This window comes from Serratia sp. 1D1416 (assembly GCF_003641105.1).
Classification (GTDB): Bacteria; Pseudomonadota; Gammaproteobacteria; order Enterobacterales; family Enterobacteriaceae; genus Serratia; species Serratia ficaria.
On sequence record NZ_CP032738.1, the window covers coordinates 4664910 to 4682371 of the forward strand.

Consider the following 17462-nt stretch of genomic DNA (forward strand, 5'->3'; position numbering starts at 1 on the left):
TTTCAGGGCATCAGGCCCGGCGGCGATACGCCGCGATGACGAAGTCGGTTTCGCAGCTAAAGTTTTCGCTGGCGGCCAGCCGCTGGCGCACCTCCGGCGAAGCGCGCCAGGCGAACGGCGTCATCTGCAGCAGGTTGGCGGCCTGTTCACCCGGCAGCGCCATGTCATAGGCCAGCGCCTCCCGGCTCTCGCGGTCAAACCCCTCAAACTGCTCATCCTGCTCGTCATGCAGCTGCACCTGCGGGTATACCCGCTCTTTGAGCTGATACAGATGGCGTGGCCCGGGCGAGACCGTGACGACGATGCCGCCCGGCTTCACCACCCGCGCCAGCTCTTCCGCCTTGCACGGGGCGTAGATGCGCAATACCGCATCCAGAGCGCCTTCGGCGAACGGCAGCCGATGGCTGGAGGCGACGCAGAAAGAGACCTTCGGGTAGCGTTTGGCCGCATAGCGGATCGCCACCTTGGCGACGTCCAGCCCATAGACCGCCATAGTGCGCCCCTGCGCCAAGCGTGCGGCCACTTCGGCGGTGTAGTACCCTTCCCCACAGCCGATATCCAGCAGCGCCGCGGCACCGGCCGCCAGCGACGAATCCAGCAGCTCCGCCACCCGCTGCTGCAGCGGTCGGTAATAGCCCGCATCGAGGAAAGCGCGCCGCGCCTGCATCATCTCCGCGCTGTCTCCAGGCTGCCTGGAACGCTTGTGCTGCACCGGCAACAAATTGACGTAGCCCTCTTTGGCGCAGTCAAACTGATGGTGGCTGTCGCACCGCCATTGTTGTTGCGAAAAATGAAGCGGCCGGTGGCACAGGGGGCACTGATAAGACATGAGGTGGATTCCAGAGAAACAGGGCGCGGCTAGTCTAAAGAAGGCGCCGGTGCGATGCAAGGCGCATCCCCCGCCGGCGCTAGCCAACGAAGGAAAAAGCTGGCTACACTGAGAGTCTGTTTTCTGACGCAGGTGAAGATATTCCATGAGCGATCGTTCCCCGCTGCTCGAAGCGGTTCCCCACATTCAACACGGTTTCGGCAGCAAGGCTGCGCTGTTGCCCGGGCATTTGCTGCCCTACCGCGCCACCCTGCCGGAAAAAAAACAGGTGCACGGCACGCGCATCGTTGAGGTGCTGCGGCCGGCGCAGCCCTGCGGTGAAGCCGACGGCTTCTATACCCGCCAACCCGGCATTCTGCTCGGCGTGTTGACGGCGGACTGCCTGCCGGTGCTGTTCAGCCGCCGCGACGGTTCAGCGGTTGCCGCCGTGCATGCCGGCTGGCGCGGCCTGCTGGATGGCATTCTTGAGCAGATGGCGGCGCACATCAACCGCGACGACGCCACCGCCAACTGGGTGGCGTCTATCGGCCCCGCCGCCGGCCCCTGCTGTTACCAGGTCGATGACGCGCTGGTGGCTAACTTCAAGCAGCGGCTGCCGCTGCCCGCCGCGCTGATCAGCCCGCGCTATCGCCACCTGGACCTCGCCGCCATCGCGGAATACCAGCTCGGCGCCTTAGGCTTTGCCGCCGTCGATCGCGCCGGCAGCTGCACCATCTGCACCCCGGACACCGACCCGCAGCGAGCGCAGCGCTTTAAATACACCAGCTATCGCCGCAACAGCCATCGCCGCGCGCAGGATCCGAGCCACCCGGGGATTACCGGCCGCAACCAGTACGCGGGCATCATCATCGCCACCGGATGACGCACACGAAAAAGCCCGCACGAAGGCGGGCTTTTTGTACAGCTGACGCTGATTAGATAGCAGTAACGTTTACTGCAGATGGGCCTTTCTGGCCATCTTGGATTTCGAACTCAACGTTCTGGCCTTCAGCCAGGGTTTTGAAGCCGTTACCCTGGATTGCAGAGAAGTGTACGAACACGTCTTTGCTGCCGTCAGCCGGGGTGATGAAACCGAAACCTTTAGACTCGTTGAACCACTTAACTTGACCTTTGATCTTTGCCATCTTGAGTATTTCCTTTGGATTGTTTAAACCGCCCGTAGGCGTTACATAGACAAACTAGAGTCGTTACTGCTTGAGGCACTAAGATAAGGATCGGCAGAGAAGCGGTATTCAACGCTAACGTCTTTACTCAGAACTTCTTTACTGAAAATGCCACACATATACAGAACTGTACCTCGTTTTACCCAGATGCGTTATCACATACTCTGTATTCGATGGCAAGCCATTTTTAATCACCGATGGACATGTCGCACATATTTGAAACGGTCGAGAGCCACATTTGCTTAAATAGGCTAAAAGATGTTGAAGCCTTGGCTATTTTCTGCTTAACCATGCCACCGCGCTGCACTCCGCATCCTGACTGTATTTTAACAATTCTTTCATCGCGCTGACGCATGATCATGACAACATATAAACGCTCGCCGCCGCTTATAACGTTAAAAAATTTGAATCTTTATGGAATTTTATATGCAACATTTGAATATCGATGAACGGGTGACGCGCCGCCCTCGCTCATCCGACCATTTGACCGCCGACGCCGCGGCGGCCGTTGCCTGATGGTGGTCACCCCGCGACCGCCGCCCGGGCAATAACGCCGGCGCTTATTATTGGCGGCCGTGACAAACCGGCGCGTCACCGCCGCCTGCGGCTGCTGCATAAGCATGCAACGGGCAAATTTATGCCTCACCTTAGTGCAGCGATGCATAAATACCTCCGCCGGCGCGGGCTTAAATAACAGGAATAAGCGTATGGATAGCGAAAACTTATAGCGGAATTAAATCTTTAAAACACCACGGTTATTTGAATCACCTTTCGTGCTTATCAATTCGCCTAATTATTTCGCCGCCGCCGCGAACGGCTGCGTTATTCCCCGCGGGCGGCATCCGGCTCGCCCTCGGATCACCGCCCGCCAACCCGCACCGGCCGCGGCTTGCGGCGCGGGCCCCAGCCGATTACCCCTTAAGAAGTAGCCGCCAGCGCAATCCGCTCGCCAATCTTCAGCGGGTGGAAGCGATGCCGTTCCAGCCCCGCCTCGCTCAATGCCAGGTTCAACTGCTGCGGCGGTTCATCCAGCGATTCATCGGCCAGCTCGAACACCCCCCAATGAATGGGGATCACCCGCGGCTCCTGCAGCTGCCGATACAAGCTCACCGACTGCTGCGGATCCATATGCTGTTCCTGCATGAACCAGCGTGGTGCATAGGCACCGATCGGCAGCGCGGCCACGTCGAACGGCCCCAGCCGCTCGCCGATCTCCGCCAGCCGGTCGGAATAGCCGCTGTCGCCGGAGAAATAAAAGCGCAGCGCCGGATGATGAACCACCCAACCGCACCACAGCGAACGGTTGCGATCCCACAGGGTGCGCATGCTCCAATGGCGCGCCGGCGTCGCGTAAAACGTCAGCGCCCCCAGCGTCAGGCTTTCCCACCAGTCCAGCTCGCGCACTTTTTGCAGCCGGTAGCGCCGGAACCAGCGCTTCAGCCCCAGCGGCACGATAAAGGTGGCCTGAGGGAAACGCCGCGCCAGCTGCCGCACGGTGCGCCGATCAAGGTGGTCATAATGGTTATGGGAGATCAGGATCACATCCACCGCCGGCAATTGCCGCACCGTCAGCGGCGGCGGCGTTCTGCGCTTTGGGCCATAGAAACTGAGCGGCGAGGCGCGTTCGGACAACACCGGGTCGATCAGGACATGGCGCCCGCCGAGCCGCAGCAGCATCGACGCGTGCCCCAGCCACCAGATGCTGTCGTCGCTGCCGCTGAGATCGGCGGGCTGCCACCAGCGCTGGGTGAATTGCTGATAGCCCATCTGCGGCGGCTTGGGCAACCCCTGCCGCTTGCGTTCGTCCTGCCAGCGCTGCAGGTCGCCTTCCCGCCGCTGCGAAGGCTCCGGGTTGCGAAAGCCCTGCGGCGTATGGTGCGCCTTGGCGGCGTCATAATAACGATTGGTTATCTTCATCCTGTCTGTTCTCCCGACCCTGCGGACACCCTGTACGGGCACGGCTTTCAGCTTAACAAGATAGCCGGAGAACGCGCTTTGTGAACAGTGCGCTGTACCGAGGGACCTTTCTCCCCATTCCGTTGTCACAGTCCTTGTAGGTATGCCAGGGCCGCCAAGAGCCCGTTAAGCATCTCTTAAGATCTTTATGATTTACTTACAGCACATTCAGAAAAGGAGAAGTCATGGGCCGTTCTACATCACGCAAATCGGGCGTCCGCCTGAGCCGCATGCGCCGCGCGCTGCTGGCGCAGAAACAGTATTGGAAAATGTATTTCGCCATGAAGCTGCGCCGCGTGCGGGTGCCTGCGCCGCTGGTGCTGCTGGCGGGTTCGCTGGTCGGTTTCTTTATGCTGGCCATGCTGATGCTCAGCGTGGTGGCTATCGATGTGATCAGCACCCTGCTGCTGCTGTGCAGGAAGCTGCTGGGGCGGGGGCGCAATAACGAAGGCCGCGCCTTCATGCCGCGCAGCTAAGCGCGACGGCGGAGGCGCGCAATGCGCCTCCGCAGAGCCTCGATCTAGCGCCTGGCGCCTTTGCGGCGGGTCAGCATAAACCCGACCCACAGCACCGCCACCCACACCGGCATCAACAATACCGAAATGCGGATCCCTGCGCTGAAATACATGATAACCAGGATCAGGCCGAGGAACGCCAGGCACAGGTAGTTGCCGAACGGATACCACAGCGCCCTGAAGCTGGGGATCACGCCCTGGCGATTCTTCGCGGCGCGGAACTTGAGGTGCGCCAGGCAGATCATCACCCAGTTGATCACCAGCGTTGAGACCACCAGCGCCATCAGCAGCTCAAACGCCTTGCCGGGCATCAGATAATTGATCAGCACGCCAATCGAAGTCACCAGCGCCGAGAGCGCGATCGACAACACCGGCACGCCGCGTGCGTTGACGCGGGTCAGCACCTGCGGCGCATTGCCCTGGCTCGCCAGGCCGAACAGCATGCGGCTGTTGGCGTAGACGCCGCTGTTGTATACCGACAGCGCGGCGGTCAACACCACCACGTTGAGAATGGTCGCCACCAGATTGCTGTTCAACGCGTGGAAGATCAGCACGAACGGGCTGCCGCCCTCCACCACCTGCCCCCACGGATACAGCGAAAGCAGCACCGTCAACGAACCGATATAGAAAATCAGAATGCGGTACACCACCTGGTTGGTGGCCTTGGGAATGCTGCGGCGCGGATCGGCGGCTTCCGCCGCGGTGATGCCCACCATTTCCAGCCCGCCGAAGGAAAACATGATCACCGCCATCGCCATCACCAGGCCCGAGATGCCGTGCGGCATGAAACCGCCCTGCAGCCACAGGTTGCTGAAGCTGGCCTGCGGTCCGCCGTTGCCGCTGACCAGCAGCCAGGCGCCGAACAGGATCATGCCGACGATCGCCACCACCTTGATGATGGCGAACCAGAACTCGGTTTCGCCATACAGCCGCACGTTGACCAGGTTAATCAGGTTAATCAGCACGAAAAACAGCGCCGCCGATGCCCAGGTGGGGATCTCGGGCCACCAGTATTGGACGTAAATGCCGACGGCGGTCAATTCCGCCATGCCGACCAGAATGAACATCGCCCAGTAGTTCCAGCCGGAGAGAAAGCCGGCAAAGTCGCCCCAGTATTTGTAGGCGAAATGGCTGAAGGATCCGGCAACCGGCTCTTCCACCACCATCTCCCCCAGCTGGCGCATGATCAGAAAGGCGATAAAGCCGCCGATGGCATAGCCCAACAGTACCGAAGGCCCGGCCATTTTTATGGTTTGCGCGATGCCGAGAAATAAACCGGTGCCGATGGCGCCCCCAAGGGCAATAAGCTGTATATGTCTGTTTTTTAAACCGCGTTTTAGCGGGGTATCCTGTCGCTGACCGCCCATCTTATCCTCATGTGGCGCATCATCTTGCCGTTGTCGGACAAGATTTCACCAATCAATAAATGTATCTGCGGGCGGCTTTTTAACACTTAACCCCGTGTGCATCAAGGATTAGCACCCCGAAGCCAATGGCCAGGGCGCTATTTTTGATCGGGAGAAACGGCAGAGCGGCGGCGGTTAGCCCGGCATGCCGCACAGTTTGGTCAGATTGCGCGCGCCGATCATCAGCGTGGCGACATAAGACTGGCGGCGCGTGACCACTTCCACCGCCACGCGATCGTTTTGATATTTGATCAGATAGGTCGAGGGCCAGCCCTGACGGCGCTGCCCGAAGCTTTCGGCATGACGATCGATCGCCGCATGGGCAATCACCAGATGAGACAAGTTTTTATCACCTTTGATAATGCGCTTCATAAACAGGCTCCGCCAAAGACAGTTCTGTTATAAGAAAAAGGAAAAACTATTCGCCGGTCATCGGTATTTCTGTCGCTGCGGGTTTAGCGCGCCATCTCGCCGGCCTGCTGACTCAGCAGGAAGCAGATCATCGCCGCGCGCAACGGGCTGGCGCAGTCCGCCTGCCATTCACCGCGCTGGGTTTTCATGCGCGCCTGCCACTGCGGGCTGTCGCTTTGGCCGTCGGGGTTGAGGCTGATTTTATTGGCGCAGATAATCGGCCAGGCATCGGAGGGATTCTTGCAGTAATCTTTACCTTTCACGCCGCCGTAGGGATACCATTTATCCGGGTTTTCTCCGGTGATCAGCGCAATGCTGCGGTTCACTTCGGCGTCGCTTTCTTCATACCATTTAATCATCGGCTTTATCCGTCTTTCGTAAGGTTGGCGCTACATTACGATGCCAATACGACAGATTTATGACAAAGCGGCGGCTTTCACATTATCCCTACTAATGTTTTTCTCACTTTATCTTTAGCAAGAGCCTGATTACACTTTTCGCCATGGATCTGACTGCCGGAATCTCACTATGCTCACCGGGCTTAACCACCTGACGCTCGCCGTGACCGACGTTGACCGCAGCCTCGACTTTTACCGCGACCTGCTGGGATTTGTGCCGCACGCGCGCTGGCAAAGCGGCGCCTATCTGTCGCTGGGGGAACTGTGGCTGTGTCTGTCGCTGGATGCGGCCCGCTCGCCGGCGAATAGCCGCGACTATACGCATTACGCCTTCAGCGCCGCAAAGGAACAGCTCGCCCTCGTCGCGCAACGTTTGCGGCAGGCCGGCGTCAAGGAGTGGAAGCGCAATCGCAGCGAAGGGGAATCGCTCTACTTTCTCGATCCCGATGGGCATCAGTTGGAGATTCACGCCGGCAGCCTGGCCAGCCGATTGGCGGCCTGCCGGGAAAAGCCCTATCAGGGAATGACGTTTTTCTGACGGGGCGGAGGGCTAACGGCGCCGTCCGCCGCCGCGCTCGATTAACGCTCGGGGATAAAACCTTTGAAATCCAGCGCCGGGCTGAGGTCGTCATCGTCAGCCAGGCCTTCGCCGCGGGCGTTTTGCGCCAGGCTCTTCAACAGCGCCGTTTGTTGGCGCTGCTGCTCGGCAATTTCCTGCAGCAAACGGATCTGCTCGTTGGCGCGCACGCTGGCGCGGTTCACCAGGAACCAGACCCACAATCCCACCAGCAGCGCCAGGGCTGCAACGGCAAGCGACACCAGGCCGTTCTGGCCAACACCTAAATCAAACATGGACAACCTACCTACTGCGAAAATCAGGCCGACATCTTAGCACCCGAAGCCGGGCCGCGAACATCCCGGCAAAAAATTGTTCCGCTCCTTCACTCACCAGGGGATGAAGCGAGTCACCGAACACACCCCCAACGCAAAATTCCCGCCATCGTCGCAGTAACTGTCCAGCGCCAGCAGATAAAAGAACAGGCAGGCAGCGACGGCCGCAACGATCACGAGGATTTTTTTTCGCAACAAATTTAGCAGCCTCATTGTTATCTTGGTAATCTATTGCCCATGCTATCACAGCTAACTTAAACGAAGTTTAACCCGTCGTTTAGATTTCTCGACAAGGGTTATTTTTCAGATTGTTACCCTTGTCGCCTGCGCCCCGGCGTGGCTAGATCTTCTCATCGAAGATAGCGAGGAACCTCAATGAGCAAATTGATTAAATGGGTGGTCGTGCTGGCGGTGATTTACGGCGGCTTTCTGATTTCGGGCTATGGCGTGCTGATCGGCAGCAATGCCAACGTCGGCGGGCTGGGCCTGCAGTGCAAGTATCTGACGGCGCGCAACGTGGCGACCGCACAGTACGTGAATGGCGATAACGGCATCATCGGCGTCACCGACTGTCCGCTGTTCAAGAAAATCGAAACGGTGGTGGACTAACCCCCACCGTCCGACGCCGCCGCTCTGCGGCGGCCGCATCAATTGCGGGTAAACTTCATCTCAATCAGCGCAATCGCTTTTTCGATCGCCCGTCGGGTCACCGGATCGGCTCCCGCAGGGTGAGTGGAAAAATCGATGCTTTTCAATTGGCCGGCCATCTTGTCTCGCACCTCGGTCGGCGCAATCACGTCAATGACGTCCAGAATCTGCTTGATGACCAGTTGGCAGGCGACCAGATCGGAAGCCAGTTCCTGATCGTTGCTCAGCATGTCAGACATAATACACTTTCCCTCTTAATTCAGACGCCGCACAGGATAACATGGCGCCCGCCGCTTGCCGATCCCTGTCCGCGCAACGCTGATTATTCAGCGCCAATGCGCATCGGGCGGCAAAATCCTTCCCCGCTTTGGCCTATACTGCAGGCATGGGCGCCGTCAGGCGCCGCTCACCAAGCCACAACCCGAAGGGAGAAAGTTATGGCGAACCACAATGTGAAATCCTGGGCGACAGTGCGTGAGACCTCCGTCGAAATTGCCGAGGCAATCTTCGAACTGGCGGGAAATGATGAAATTTTGGCGCAGAAGATTTGGGAGGAAGGCAGCGACGAGGCTCTGCAGATGGCCTTCGCCAAAACCAGTGCCGATCAGCTGTACTGGGGTGAAGAAACCGTCGAGAGAAAGAACGTCTGATCGCCGGTTCGGCAACAAAAAGCCCGGGCGTTCAGCCCAGGCTTTTTCGGCAGTCGGTCAATCCGTTCCGCGGGGAACAATGCGCCCTGACATCACGGCTCTTCACCTCCCACGCCTTCCGCATTATTCATTCTCATCACCGGCGTGGCGATAAAAGCGCCGACGCCCACGATTACAACCAGAGTAATAATCACTGTCATCAACATGCGATCACCCCATCAACGCTGCGTTGTTACGGCTGACTCGGTTTAAGCGGGTATTGCTGCGGCCGGCACCCCTGCATATTCGGCGGTAACGGGCCAAGCCAGAGTAGCCGTTTTTCCCTCCGGCTGACAAGCCACTTGCCGATGGTATTTCCGAATAATTTCGCGCCGGCGCCGGCGGCGTTTTTGTCCGCGGCGGCAAGTTGTGTATACTTCACCGCTATGTAGATCTCACACAGACGCACTGATGATACAAGAACACCATCTCTCGTTGGTCTGCGCCCTCAGCAAATGGGTCGAAACTCATCTGGGAAGAGTGATCCATCTCGAAGAGCTGGCCGAATACTCCGGCTACTCTCTGTGGCACATGCAGAAGTTGTTCAAAGAAGCGACAGGGATTTCGCTGGGCAAGTACATTCGCGAACGCCGGCTGGCCGGCGCGGTTTATCAATTGCGCAGCAGTGAAGCGTCGATTTTTGATATCGCCCTGGATTTCGGTTTCGGCTCACAATCGCATTTCACTTATATGTTCAGAAAGCGCTTTAACATTACGCCTTATGACTTCCGCCAGGATCCGAGCGTAGACCTGCACATCGCTCCGCCGCTGCACGTCATCCACCAGAAGAGCGCCTGACGGCGGGTTACCACGCCAACCAGCCCGCCAGTATGGCAATCAGCGCCGGCAAAGCCTGCACCCACAGGATCTTGCGGCTGGCGGTCAACCCGCCGAAAACGCCGGCCACCAGCACGCAGCCGAGGAAAAACAGCTGCAGCGCCGGGTCTTCACGCCAGTATCCCCAGGCTAACCCCGCCGCCAGAAAACCGTTATACAACCCCTGGTTAGCCGCCAGCACCCGCGTCGAGGCGGCGAACTCCGCCGTGGTGGCGAACGCCCTCCTCCCTGCCGGCCTTTGCCACAGGAACATTTCCAGCACCAGGATATACAGATGCAGCGCGGCGATAAGCAACACCAGAGTATCAAAAATTATTATCATTATTTCCCACATGGTTAATTGGCATGCATCTAATCAAGTATAATCATTCCCGGGAAATTGAATCATTAACCGACATAAAAAAACCCGCCGCAGCGGGTTTGATTGTTGACTCATTCAGCGTTAGTTCAGCGCCACCACCAAAAGTGCCGCGATAGAGATCCAAAACGCCGCCGTAGCAACAACAACATGGGATAATCTTGCACGATAGAGTACTTGGCTCATAATGACCTCACTGGCTTCTGACTAACGGGTAGATAACATCACTGCTTGGGATTTATCTTAATCTTCTGCCCGGTCAATTTATTTGCGCCAGATCACTATTTACCATATCAACTATATATTCTAAGAAACTTGGACTTCCGATCACATTAATTCGGCGTTAATAGAGCGAAATGAATAAGATCTTCGCCTCGTTATAGCCCGAAGGCATCAAACATCGCTCCAGGGCAAGCGCGGCGCGGTCATGCGGCCTCCCGAATAGCCGTTCACCTCGGGAAAACGGCTATTCCCCTGCTCCCAATCTCGCTGCGCCTGAATTATCTCCTCTCTGGTATGACCAACGAAATTCCACCAAATGAGAATCTCTTCGTTTAATGGCACTCCGCCGATTAATAATCCCCGGCTGCCTTTCGCAGCCTTTAACCCAATAGAGTTAATGTTCATGCCCAAATAGGCGAACTCATCAGGTGAAAATTTTTCATCATTAAGCTCAAATGCACCAATAAGGGGCAAAAGGCCTATTTCGTAATCATTATTCAGCGGCAATTGCAAATCGCCATCGGCCTGCCATTCCAGATCGAGGGCGATTATTGGCGAAAGCGTAAACACCGGCGAACGATATTGACCAAATTCACCGACCAATAGCCGGTGATTAACATTGCCGTCCAACCATTGCGGCAAATCCGGGTAGTGGTCAAATCGCGGCGCCATATCGGCGTGTTCCGCCGGCAGCGCAATCCACAGCTGCGCGGCATGCAGGCGCCGTTGCTTTCCCGCCGACTGCTCGGTATGCGCGATGCCGCGCCCGGCGGTCATCAGGTTTACCTGCCCCGGCCGGATCAGCTGCTCGCTGCCCAGGCTGTCGCGATGCAGCACTTCGCCTTCAATCATCCAGGTAAAGGTCTGCAGGCCGGTGTGCGGATGCGGGCCGACGTCCATGCCGGGATCGTCGCCGTTGAAAACCGTCGGGCCCGCATGGTCGAGAAAACACCATGCGCCAACGGTGCGCCGTTCCCGGGTGGGCAACGCGCGGGCGATCGGCACGCCGCCGACTTCGGCGGTGCGCACCGCAATGCGTTGGATTTGGCTCGCGCCGTCGGGCGTCGGGCACAAGCGGGAAGACGAAGACGGGGTTGGGCGGGAATGACTCATTGCAAAGACCTCCTGAAAGACGCCGTGGCCAAAAGATGCCAGGCTCCAGCTTAGCACAGGGCCGCCGGCCGGAAAGGTCTCAAACGCTCGCTCAAGGGGCCTTGATATAACAGCCTTTTATATCGATATCATCGCGCGCATGTTTCAAATCGGAGAAGTAGGTCACGCCAAAGAGAATCGACACGACCAGCAACACCGAGACCAACAGGCCAATAATCGCCAGCAGTTTGGTTTCATCGTGGAGATTGGGCTCCATTTTATCCCCTGTGGTTAACGGCCTCAGGTCAGCCACAGCGTGACCGTCAGCGTAAAAATAATCAGGGAGCAAGAGGCAATCGCCAGCACTATGATGGCAAATTGCGCATCTCCCAGGGTTTCTCGATAGTTTTTATCCGGTGAGGCATTACACTGTGGTTTCACAAAATCTGTCTTAACTCGTCAACTGCGGGCATTGTTGTTATAGGGTGATTGATGAGCGCCGTCAGAGCGGGCTGTTCAAGATTTTGCGTCCAATGCTTCTCAGACCTCAACCGGGGCACGACGCTACCAATTTTCCTCCTCAGGGTCAACACTCCCCCACCTGGAGGGCGACCAAGCGCACAGAGCATGTCTATTTTTTATGACGAACCCACAATCATTAGCACGTCTAATACCCTGACATAAAAAAACCCGGTCAATGACCGGGTTGCTGGGTTAAGACGCTTACTGCGGTATGCGCAGCACCTGCCCCGGATAAATTTTGTCCGGGCTGGAGAGCATTGGCTTGTTGGCTTCGAAAATCTTGTTGTACTGATTGGCGTCGCCGTATACCTCTTTGGAAATGGCGCTCAGGGTATCGCCCTTCTTCACTGTGTAGAAACGGCTTTCCGCTGCGGACTGGGCCACCGCCACCTTGTCTTCCACGCCGCTGATGCCCGCCACGTTGCCGATCGCCACCAGAATTTTCTCTTTCAACTCCTGGCTGGCGGCATCGCCGGTCACCACGGCTTTACCATCAACGACCTGCACATCGACTTTGTCGATGCCCGGCAGGCCGGTTTTATTGAGATGCTCCTTCAGTTTGGCGCTTTGATCTTCGGCAGTCGCATTGCCGGTGACCGTGTCCCACAGTTTCTCGCCGGCTTCTTTGACGAAGTTAAACAATCCCATATCCGCTCCTTTTGATGGTTGCAATATTGCATTGAGTTAAGGCCTGTTAAGCTTAGCACCGCAAAAGGGATATTCAATCGGCCTGCGGGATTAAAGGGTTGGAGTAATCCGAAAATACGACGTTTATCTGTCAATTCGGCCTATTCCCCAGTGATGACGCTGAAAAATCGCGCTTTTTTACCTACAATGTTCGCAAGACACCCGCAGCGTGACGGAGGATGCGAGAAACTATGTACGCATTGGTGATGTTTGTATGCTATCTGGATGGCGGCTGCAGCGAAATGGTGGTCGACGTGCTGCGAGACGAACGCCAGTGCCTGGTCGCCATGAAGGAACAAAACCTGCGTCATGCCGGCTGTTACCCGATGGAAGATTTTATCGACGGCTTCTGGCTGCCCGCCAGCGAGTATTCAACCTTCTGATCCCCCGGGCCTGCGCGCCTGAGGAATTTCTGATTTCCTCGGAAAATGCGGCTGGCGCTACGGCTTCAGGCCGCCATTTTGCTAAATTGCACGCTCCGAAAGATACGGAGATACCCTGCATGCCAGTCTCTGCTCATTCCGACGAGCATTATCAAACCCTGTTGCACGACGTCAGCCTGGCGCTCGGCGGCGCGGTGCTTCAGCTGATCAATAATAATAAAAAGGTTTCCGGCGGCAATATTCTGGCGCAGCTGGTGGTGGAGATCGAGCGCGAACAGAACCCGCGGCGATCCGCCACGCTGCGTTCAGCGATTGAGCTGGTGGGCCTGGCGCCCAGGGGATAGCTTTCTATATAAGGAAGGCAGAGCTTGCGCCCTGCCTGGTTACCGATCCCGACACAGGATGAAGGTAATGGCCTCTGATTAGAAACGGTAGGTCAGGCTGACCGCCACGATGTCGTCATTGGCCAGTTTCAGCTTGTTGTCGTCGCTCAGCTGGTTGATCTGATAATCCACGTAGGTGTACATGTTTTTGTTGAAGTAGTAAGTCGCGCCCACTTCCACGTATTTCACCAGATCGGCATCGCCGATGCCTTCGATATCCTTGCCTTTCGACTGCACGTAGGCCACGGAAGGACGCAAACCGTTTTCGAACTGGTACTGAGCCACAACTTCGAAGTTCTGCGTTTTGTTGGCGAAGCCGGAGGTGCCGTTCACGCTGATTGGCGTCATGTTGCGCGTTTCCGCGTACATGGCGGCCAGGTAAACCTGGTTGGCGTCGTATTTCACCGCGGTGGTCCAGGCGGTGGCGCTGTCACCCTGGCCATAGGCCAGCTTCTTCTGGTCGCTGGTGCGGTTGGAGTCAGAGAAGGCCGCCGCTACGCCAATGCCGGAACCGCCGATGTCCTGATAATCCAGGGACAGGCCGTAACCGTCGCCGTTTTGCTTGGTCACGCTGCGGCTGTCGCCGTCGTTTTTGCCCTGATACTGCACCGCCAGGTTCAGACCTTCCACCAGGCCGAAGAAATCGCGGTTGCGGTAGGTCGCCAGACCGTTGGAACGGGCGGTCATGTAGTTATCGGTGTAGCTGTAGGAGTCGCCGCCGAATTCCGGCAGCATGTCGGTATAGGCTTCGGCGTCATACACTACGCCGTAATTGCGGCCGTAGTCGAACGAGCCGTAGCTGCCGAATTTCAGACCGGCGAAGCCCAGACGGGTTTTGGTGCCCGCGGTGCCCTGCGCTTCATCGTGGTTGGCCTGGACGTTGTATTCCCACTGGCCGTAACCGGTCAGTTGATCATTGATTTGCGTTTCACCCTTGAAACCCAGACGCACATAGGTCATGTCGCCGTCGTTGGATTTGGCGTCGCTGAAATAGTGTTTGGCGTTAACACGGCCATACAGGTCGAGTTTATTGCCATCCTTATTATAAATTTCAGCCGCGTTGGCGAAGGTGGTGATTGCCCCGAGGGCAACGGCTAAGGCTAATACACTGCGTTTCATCATTTATTTTCCTAGATATTATAATTAAAACCCTGCCTGTCACGCCCAATTTATACTTTGGGCTGTGATCTTTATATTTTGCTATTTTATGAGCCCCTCTAATACAGGAGCCATGTGACATTAGCATCATGAATCCAAACTTCAAATCGAAAAGTTCATAAAACACCGTGGATAAAGCATGTTTATTTGTAACTTTATGTTTCAATCAAGTTATTCACAACGCATTGATTACACGCATTTTTTGCTTCATATCTTATAACCAAAATGGTGCATCGCACCAATTTGGTGCGCAGCGGTTTCGTTTTGTATGCTTTTCATACCAATCGAAAATAACATTAAAATTAGCATGGTTACTAATAACGTTACGGATTTCACATTTTCGTCTTAACAAAACCGACAGGCGAATATAGCGGCGTCAATATTTATTTCCCCTCCCTTTAGCCACCGTCATCAAGCGGCGCCAGAGAGAAACAAAAAGCGTGTATTAACCTGCATTTATTCGACAAGGAATAAAACGATAAAAAGCGGAGTTTACAGCGGGAATATTATGACCGCGGCGCGATAACGCCGCCGCGGTGGGAAATTAATACAGGGTGGTGCGCGGAACCTCGGTCAGCAACATGCCGGCACGCAAGCCAAGCGCGACATTGGGGTTGGGAAACAGCACCCATTCGCGCGGGTGGCTAACGCGGTAAGCCTCGCCCGGCTGCTCGCACAGCAAGGTCCCCTGCTTCAGTTCGGTGAAGTTGGCGGTATCGTCGCTCAGGTGCAGCGTAAAATCGTCACTGCGCTTAATCAACGACTGCGCGACGCGGAATACCCGCACCGCAGGGCCTGCGCGCTCAGGCAACGCTTCACCGCTCACCGCAGCCTGCAGCGCGCGGTCAATCGCGGCGAACTGCCGCAGATCGTTGCCGCCGAACGGCCGCGCCTTGCCCAGCTCCAGCGTACAGCTGGCCGCATTGAGGTGCTCGCTGGAGAAATGGCTGAAGGTGCCGCCCGGCGCGCTGTGGATCACCAACGCATCCAGCTCTGCCGCATCCAGCAACGCCAGCATGCCGCCGCTGTAGGGGCGCGTTTGGAAAGGCAGGATGCCGAAGCGCGGCAACAGCGACTCGCGGATGGCGGTATGCAGATCGTAATGGAAACGCTCCGCTTTCTCGCCGTCAAAGAACCCCTCGAGCACCTGCTCCAGCTGCTGCGCCCGCGCGGTTTCTCCGCTGTGGGCGAAATCGCCGAAGCGGCCGCCGAACATGCGGTTCATATCGCTGTGCAAATAACGTTTCCCCGCGCGCATCGCCGCCGGATTGCCCAGCACCACCAACAGCCGCACCGCCAGCGGCCGCAGGCCGGCCAAGAGATCGCTGACCAACTGATTCAGCAGCTCTATCGGCGCGGTTTCATTGCCGTGGATGCCGGCCGACAGCACCACCGCCTGGCGATAGTCGCGCCGCGGCGTCATTTCCAGCAGCCCTTCGCCCAGCCAGCGCCAGCGCAGCTGCGCCGTTTCACCCTGCTGGCTCGGGGGCACGGCCCCCTCCAGCGTCAGGGGCAATAAATCAAACATGATGGCCCCGCTTATTGTTGGAACGGATAAATGGAACCCAAACCGAGGATCGACGTCAGCGAATCCAGCGCTTCGCGCCCCTCGCGCAGCAGCTGCGGGTCGGCCAGATCGTCCTGGGTCAGGCGATCGCGGTAATGGCGATCGACCCACTGATTCAGCGTGGCGAACAGCGTATCGTTCATCATGACGCGCGGATTGACCGCACGCAGCTCCTGTTCATTGAGCGCTACGCGCAGACGCAAACAGGCCGGACCGCCGCCGTTGCGCATGCTCTCGCGCAGATCGAACACCCGGATTTCATCGATCGGCCCGCCGCCGGACGCCATATCGCTCAGATAACCCCATACGCCGGCGTGCTGACGCGACTCTTCCGGCACCACGATCATCATTTTGCCGTTCGGCTTGGTCAGAATCTGGCTGTTGAACAGATAGGTCGCCACCGCATCGGCCACCGACACGCGCTCCGTCGGCACTTCGATCGTCAGCAGTTCGCTGTCGAGCGTCGCCATTTTGCCGCGCACTTCGTCCAGCGCCCGCTGCTGCTGATAAAACGCCTGCTGATGATGGAACAGCAGGTTCTGGTTGCTGACCGCAATCACGTCATTGTGGAACACCCCCTGATCGATCACCGCCGGGTTCTGCTGCACAAACACCGTATGGCGTTCGTCGAGCTGATGCAGACGGGCGACCGCCTCGCTGGCTTCGCGCGTCTGGCGCGCCGGATAACGCGTCGGCGCGGTTTGGCCGCCGAACTCCTGGCGCCCATAAACGAACATCTGCACGCTGCGTTTGGCGTAGTCGCCGCCCAGGCGGTTATGGTTAGCCGCCCCTTCGTCGCCAAACAGCGCCACCTGCGGCAGCGCCTCATGGTGGGAAAAATGCCGTTCATCGTTGAACATCGCCCGCAGCACGGCGGAGGTGGTTTCCGCCTCAATCGCGCGATGGAATTTATTGTTCAGGTTGGCGGCGGTGAAATGCACCCTGCCGTCGGCGCTGTCGGCCGAAGGCGACACCGTGGCCGCGTTGGCGGTCCACATGCTGGAGGCCGAGCTGAGCGCCGACAGCAGGCGCGGCGACTGGCGCATCGCCTGCGCCAGCACCGCTTCGTCGGAACCGCTGAACCCCAACCGGCGCAGCATCGGCAAATGCGGCCGCTCCTGCGGCGGCAATACCCCCTGCTGGAAACCGAGATCCGCCAGCGTTTTCATCTTCAGCAGCCCCTGTTTGGCCGCCAGTTTCGGGTTCGATACGCTGTTCTGATGCTGCGTCGACGCCTCGTTGCCGAACGACAGCCCGGCGTAGTGGTGCGTCGGGCCCACTAAACCGTCGAAATTGACTTCATATCCTGACATGTTGATCCCCTGGGGATGACGTGCGGCGGCGCCA

25 protein-coding genes are annotated in these 17462 nt (G+C 57.6%); 8 read left to right on the forward strand and 17 right to left on the reverse strand.

What is annotated here, in order from left to right:
• Positions 1-10: 10 nt before the first annotated feature.
• Positions 11-829 (reverse strand): 23S rRNA (guanine(745)-N(1))-methyltransferase, encoded by an 819-nt coding sequence (rlmA, locus tag D7I37_RS22670; RefSeq protein WP_129544419.1) that lies wholly within the window; start codon positions 827-829, stop codon positions 11-13.
• Between the two features lie 145 nt (positions 830-974).
• On the opposite strand from rlmA, the gene D7I37_RS22675 reads away from it, so the two are divergent.
• Positions 975-1691 (forward strand): polyphenol oxidase family protein, encoded by a 717-nt coding sequence (locus tag D7I37_RS22675; RefSeq protein WP_061794592.1) that lies wholly within the window; start codon positions 975-977, stop codon positions 1689-1691.
• A 52-nt stretch (positions 1692-1743) separates the two neighbouring features.
• Here the strand turns inward: D7I37_RS22675 and cspE are convergent, their stop codons facing one another.
• From cspE to D7I37_RS22690, 3 genes are all read right to left on the reverse strand, one after another.
• Entirely contained in the window at positions 1744-1953 is a 210-nt protein-coding gene (gene cspE / locus D7I37_RS22680) for a transcription antiterminator/RNA stability regulator CspE (RefSeq protein WP_002221949.1), read from the reverse strand.
• 41 nt (positions 1954-1994) lie between these two features.
• Positions 1995-2111 carry a DUF2627 domain-containing protein gene (locus tag D7I37_RS22685; RefSeq protein WP_002211058.1) on the reverse strand — a complete coding sequence of 39 codons (117 nt, stop codon included), beginning with the start codon at positions 2109-2111 and terminating at the stop codon, positions 1995-1997.
• 799 nt (positions 2112-2910) lie between these two features.
• On the reverse strand, positions 2911-3909 hold the full coding sequence (locus D7I37_RS22690) for an MBL fold metallo-hydrolase (RefSeq protein WP_129544420.1): 999 nt from the start codon (positions 3907-3909) through the stop codon (positions 2911-2913).
• Positions 3910-4133: 224 nt separating this feature from the next.
• On the opposite strand from D7I37_RS22690, the gene D7I37_RS22695 reads away from it, so the two are divergent.
• A complete protein-coding gene (locus D7I37_RS22695) occupies positions 4134-4424 on the forward strand; it encodes a hypothetical protein (protein ID WP_061794594.1) in 291 nt (96 codons plus the stop codon).
• A gap of 44 nt (positions 4425-4468) precedes the next feature.
• On the opposite strand, the gene D7I37_RS22700 is transcribed toward D7I37_RS22695, so the two are convergent.
• From D7I37_RS22700 to D7I37_RS22710, 3 genes are all read right to left on the reverse strand, one after another.
• Complete coding sequence (locus D7I37_RS22700; protein ID WP_095097911.1) at positions 4469-5830, reverse strand: amino acid permease; 1362 nt, start codon at positions 5828-5830, stop codon at positions 4469-4471.
• Positions 5831-6004: 174 nt separating this feature from the next.
• Positions 6005-6241 carry a DUF4060 family protein gene (locus D7I37_RS22705; RefSeq protein ID WP_025303167.1) on the reverse strand — a complete coding sequence of 79 codons (237 nt, stop codon included), beginning with the start codon at positions 6239-6241 and terminating at the stop codon, positions 6005-6007.
• An 83-nt stretch (positions 6242-6324) separates the two neighbouring features.
• The gene (locus tag D7I37_RS22710) at positions 6325-6639 is read right to left on the reverse strand and encodes a phage protein NinX family protein (RefSeq protein ID WP_061794597.1); all 315 of its coding nucleotides are present in this window, start codon (positions 6637-6639) and stop codon (positions 6325-6327) included.
• A gap of 169 nt (positions 6640-6808) precedes the next feature.
• On the opposite strand from D7I37_RS22710, the gene fos reads away from it, so the two are divergent.
• Positions 6809-7216 (forward strand): fosfomycin resistance glutathione transferase, encoded by a 408-nt coding sequence (gene fos, locus D7I37_RS22715; RefSeq protein ID WP_129544421.1) that lies wholly within the window; start codon positions 6809-6811, stop codon positions 7214-7216.
• A 41-nt stretch (positions 7217-7257) separates the two neighbouring features.
• Here fos and D7I37_RS22720 read toward each other — a convergent pair whose 3' ends face one another.
• Both D7I37_RS22720 and D7I37_RS22725 read right to left on the reverse strand, forming a co-directional pair.
• On the reverse strand, positions 7258-7530 hold the full coding sequence (locus D7I37_RS22720; RefSeq protein WP_061794598.1) for a YebO family protein: 273 nt from the start codon (positions 7528-7530) through the stop codon (positions 7258-7260).
• A 93-nt stretch (positions 7531-7623) separates the two neighbouring features.
• Entirely contained in the window at positions 7624-7782 is a 159-nt protein-coding gene (locus tag D7I37_RS22725; RefSeq protein WP_061794599.1) for a PhoP/PhoQ regulator MgrB, read from the reverse strand.
• A 162-nt stretch (positions 7783-7944) separates the two neighbouring features.
• Here D7I37_RS22725 and D7I37_RS22730 point away from each other — a divergent pair, with 162 nt between their 5' ends.
• Positions 7945-8178: a YobH family protein gene (locus D7I37_RS22730; protein ID WP_061794600.1), complete on the forward strand. Its 234-nt coding sequence runs from the start codon at positions 7945-7947 to the stop codon at positions 8176-8178.
• Between the two features lie 38 nt (positions 8179-8216).
• Here D7I37_RS22730 and D7I37_RS22735 read toward each other — a convergent pair whose 3' ends face one another.
• Positions 8217-8456: a DUF2766 family protein gene (locus D7I37_RS22735; protein ID WP_061794601.1), complete on the reverse strand. Its 240-nt coding sequence runs from the start codon at positions 8454-8456 to the stop codon at positions 8217-8219.
• A gap of 198 nt (positions 8457-8654) precedes the next feature.
• Between D7I37_RS22735 and D7I37_RS22740 the strand changes: the two genes are divergently transcribed.
• The gene (locus tag D7I37_RS22740) at positions 8655-8867 is read left to right on the forward strand and encodes a YccJ family protein (RefSeq protein WP_061794602.1); all 213 of its coding nucleotides are present in this window, start codon (positions 8655-8657) and stop codon (positions 8865-8867) included.
• A gap of 450 nt (positions 8868-9317) precedes the next feature.
• Positions 9318-9704 (forward strand): helix-turn-helix domain-containing protein, encoded by a 387-nt coding sequence (locus D7I37_RS22745; RefSeq protein WP_061794604.1) that lies wholly within the window; start codon positions 9318-9320, stop codon positions 9702-9704.
• A gap of 7 nt (positions 9705-9711) precedes the next feature.
• Here the strand turns inward: D7I37_RS22745 and D7I37_RS22750 are convergent, their stop codons facing one another.
• The 4 genes from D7I37_RS22750 to lysM form a co-directional block, all read right to left on the reverse strand.
• Positions 9712-10065, reverse strand: a complete 354-nt coding sequence (locus D7I37_RS22750) for a DUF1304 domain-containing protein (protein WP_129544422.1) — start codon at positions 10063-10065, stop codon at positions 9712-9714.
• A gap of 429 nt (positions 10066-10494) precedes the next feature.
• The gene (locus tag D7I37_RS22755) at positions 10495-11436 is read right to left on the reverse strand and encodes a pirin family protein (RefSeq protein ID WP_061794606.1); all 942 of its coding nucleotides are present in this window, start codon (positions 11434-11436) and stop codon (positions 10495-10497) included.
• Between the two features lie 91 nt (positions 11437-11527).
• A complete protein-coding gene (locus tag D7I37_RS27125) occupies positions 11528-11692 on the reverse strand; it encodes a hypothetical protein (protein WP_165283120.1) in 165 nt (54 codons plus the stop codon).
• A 446-nt stretch (positions 11693-12138) separates the two neighbouring features.
• Positions 12139-12585 carry a peptidoglycan-binding protein LysM gene (lysM, locus tag D7I37_RS22760; RefSeq protein WP_061794607.1) on the reverse strand — a complete coding sequence of 149 codons (447 nt, stop codon included), beginning with the start codon at positions 12583-12585 and terminating at the stop codon, positions 12139-12141.
• Between the two features lie 230 nt (positions 12586-12815).
• On the opposite strand from lysM, the gene D7I37_RS22765 reads away from it, so the two are divergent.
• Positions 12816-13007, forward strand: a complete 192-nt coding sequence (locus D7I37_RS22765; protein ID WP_061794608.1) for a YebW family protein — start codon at positions 12816-12818, stop codon at positions 13005-13007.
• Between the two features lie 119 nt (positions 13008-13126).
• Positions 13127-13351, forward strand: coding sequence for a biofilm development regulator YmgB/AriR family protein (locus D7I37_RS22770; RefSeq protein ID WP_095097917.1), 225 nt, complete (start codon positions 13127-13129; stop codon positions 13349-13351).
• 78 nt (positions 13352-13429) lie between these two features.
• On the opposite strand, the gene D7I37_RS22775 is transcribed toward D7I37_RS22770, so the two are convergent.
• The 3 genes from D7I37_RS22775 to astB all read right to left on the reverse strand — a co-directional run bounded on the left by D7I37_RS22775 (position 13430) and on the right by astB (position 17428).
• Positions 13430-14512: a porin gene (locus tag D7I37_RS22775; RefSeq protein WP_061794610.1), complete on the reverse strand. Its 1083-nt coding sequence runs from the start codon at positions 14510-14512 to the stop codon at positions 13430-13432.
• Positions 14513-15092: 580 nt separating this feature from the next.
• Complete coding sequence (gene astE / locus D7I37_RS22780; protein ID WP_061794611.1) at positions 15093-16076, reverse strand: succinylglutamate desuccinylase; 984 nt, start codon at positions 16074-16076, stop codon at positions 15093-15095.
• Positions 16077-16087: 11 nt separating this feature from the next.
• Complete coding sequence (gene astB / locus D7I37_RS22785) at positions 16088-17428, reverse strand: N-succinylarginine dihydrolase (protein ID WP_061794612.1); 1341 nt, start codon at positions 17426-17428, stop codon at positions 16088-16090.
• Between the last annotated feature and the right edge of the window lie 34 nt (positions 17429-17462).

Bases quoted from the DNA above. Each gene is read 5' to 3' on its own strand.
- rlmA (WP_129544419.1), bottom strand. From the start codon at position 829: ATGTCTTATCAGTGCCCCCTGTGCCACCGGCCGCTTCATTTTTCGCAA.
- D7I37_RS22675 (WP_061794592.1), top strand. From the start codon at position 975: ATGAGCGATCGTTCCCCGCTGCTCGAAGCGGTTCCCCACATTCAACAC.
- cspE (WP_002221949.1), bottom strand. From the start codon at position 1,953: ATGGCAAAGATCAAAGGTCAAGTTAAGTGGTTCAACGAGTCTAAAGGT.
- D7I37_RS22685 (WP_002211058.1), bottom strand. From the start codon at position 2,111: ATGTGTGGCATTTTCAGTAAAGAAGTTCTGAGTAAAGACGTTAGCGTT.
- D7I37_RS22690 (WP_129544420.1), bottom strand. From the start codon at position 3,909: ATGAAGATAACCAATCGTTATTATGACGCCGCCAAGGCGCACCATACG.
- D7I37_RS22695 (WP_061794594.1), top strand. From the start codon at position 4,134: ATGGGCCGTTCTACATCACGCAAATCGGGCGTCCGCCTGAGCCGCATG.
- D7I37_RS22700 (WP_095097911.1), bottom strand. From the start codon at position 5,830: ATGGGCGGTCAGCGACAGGATACCCCGCTAAAACGCGGTTTAAAAAAC.
- D7I37_RS22705 (WP_025303167.1), bottom strand. From the start codon at position 6,241: ATGAAGCGCATTATCAAAGGTGATAAAAACTTGTCTCATCTGGTGATT.
- D7I37_RS22710 (WP_061794597.1), bottom strand. From the start codon at position 6,639: ATGATTAAATGGTATGAAGAAAGCGACGCCGAAGTGAACCGCAGCATT.
- fos (WP_129544421.1), top strand. From the start codon at position 6,809: ATGCTCACCGGGCTTAACCACCTGACGCTCGCCGTGACCGACGTTGAC.
- D7I37_RS22720 (WP_061794598.1), bottom strand. From the start codon at position 7,530: ATGTTTGATTTAGGTGTTGGCCAGAACGGCCTGGTGTCGCTTGCCGTT.
- D7I37_RS22725 (WP_061794599.1), bottom strand. From the start codon at position 7,782: ATGAGGCTGCTAAATTTGTTGCGAAAAAAAATCCTCGTGATCGTTGCG.
- D7I37_RS22730 (WP_061794600.1), top strand. From the start codon at position 7,945: ATGAGCAAATTGATTAAATGGGTGGTCGTGCTGGCGGTGATTTACGGC.
- D7I37_RS22735 (WP_061794601.1), bottom strand. From the start codon at position 8,456: ATGTCTGACATGCTGAGCAACGATCAGGAACTGGCTTCCGATCTGGTC.
- D7I37_RS22740 (WP_061794602.1), top strand. From the start codon at position 8,655: ATGGCGAACCACAATGTGAAATCCTGGGCGACAGTGCGTGAGACCTCC.
- D7I37_RS22745 (WP_061794604.1), top strand. From the start codon at position 9,318: ATGATACAAGAACACCATCTCTCGTTGGTCTGCGCCCTCAGCAAATGG.
- D7I37_RS22750 (WP_129544422.1), bottom strand. From the start codon at position 10,065: ATGATAATAATTTTTGATACTCTGGTGTTGCTTATCGCCGCGCTGCAT.
- D7I37_RS22755 (WP_061794606.1), bottom strand. From the start codon at position 11,436: ATGAGTCATTCCCGCCCAACCCCGTCTTCGTCTTCCCGCTTGTGCCCG.
- D7I37_RS27125 (WP_165283120.1), bottom strand. From the start codon at position 11,692: ATGGAGCCCAATCTCCACGATGAAACCAAACTGCTGGCGATTATTGGC.
- lysM (WP_061794607.1), bottom strand. From the start codon at position 12,585: ATGGGATTGTTTAACTTCGTCAAAGAAGCCGGCGAGAAACTGTGGGAC.
- D7I37_RS22765 (WP_061794608.1), top strand. From the start codon at position 12,816: ATGTACGCATTGGTGATGTTTGTATGCTATCTGGATGGCGGCTGCAGC.
- D7I37_RS22770 (WP_095097917.1), top strand. From the start codon at position 13,127: ATGCCAGTCTCTGCTCATTCCGACGAGCATTATCAAACCCTGTTGCAC.
- D7I37_RS22775 (WP_061794610.1), bottom strand. From the start codon at position 14,512: ATGATGAAACGCAGTGTATTAGCCTTAGCCGTTGCCCTCGGGGCAATC.
- astE (WP_061794611.1), bottom strand. From the start codon at position 16,076: ATGTTTGATTTATTGCCCCTGACGCTGGAGGGGGCCGTGCCCCCGAGC.
- astB (WP_061794612.1), bottom strand. From the start codon at position 17,428: ATGTCAGGATATGAAGTCAATTTCGACGGTTTAGTGGGCCCGACGCAC.